Origin of the sequence: Aeromonas sp. QDB56 (assembly GCF_027705505.1) — a bacterium.
Taxonomy (GTDB): domain Bacteria; phylum Pseudomonadota; class Gammaproteobacteria; order Enterobacterales; family Aeromonadaceae; genus Aeromonas; species Aeromonas caviae.
Genome location: NZ_JAPDBZ010000334.1, coordinates 1 through 533 on the forward strand (window position 1 = coordinate 1; position 533 = coordinate 533).

At 60.4% G+C, this 533-nt stretch carries 1 pseudogene; it reads left to right on the plus strand.

Going from position 1 to position 533, the window contains the following annotated elements:
- A pseudogene (locus tag OKB81_RS20745) lies at nucleotides 1-284 on the plus strand (hypothetical protein); the annotation flags it as partial.
- Nucleotides 285-533 lie beyond the last annotated feature (249 nt).

The following is a 533-nucleotide window of genomic DNA, read 5'->3' on the forward strand; positions in this document are numbered from 1 at the left end:
CCTGCATGGAGACGCGATTAGATCACAGACGATCTGCCTGTTCAAATTTCATTAACAAAGTGCGATCCCGCCCTGGCAATCCCCCGGGGCTGGCCGAGCAGCTCATGATGCACCTCCTGGTGGAGGACGTGGCCGCCTGGCAGGCCCAAGTGGAGACGAGCCAGGTCGCCGCCCGCTACGGCGTCCGGGTCACGGAGCTCGTCACCCAGCCGTGGCGCATGAAGGAGTTCTGTCTGTACGATCCCGCCGGCGTGCTGTGGCGCATCGCACAGAATATCGACTGAGGGGATGGCAGTCCGAGAGGTTGATGGCCCGAGAGCCTGTGGGTCTGAAGGTCTGACGGTCTGAGGGTCTGACGGTCTGACGGTCTGAGGGTCTGAGGGTCTGAGGGTCTGAGGGTCTGAGGGTCTGAGGGTCTGAGGGTCTGAGGGTCTGAGGGTCTGAGGGTACACCTCTTGTAAGCGCCCCTAGATCAGCACCTGTTTTTCGGACAATACGCTCGTCACACTTAACCTCATCGTTTCTTCATCGAG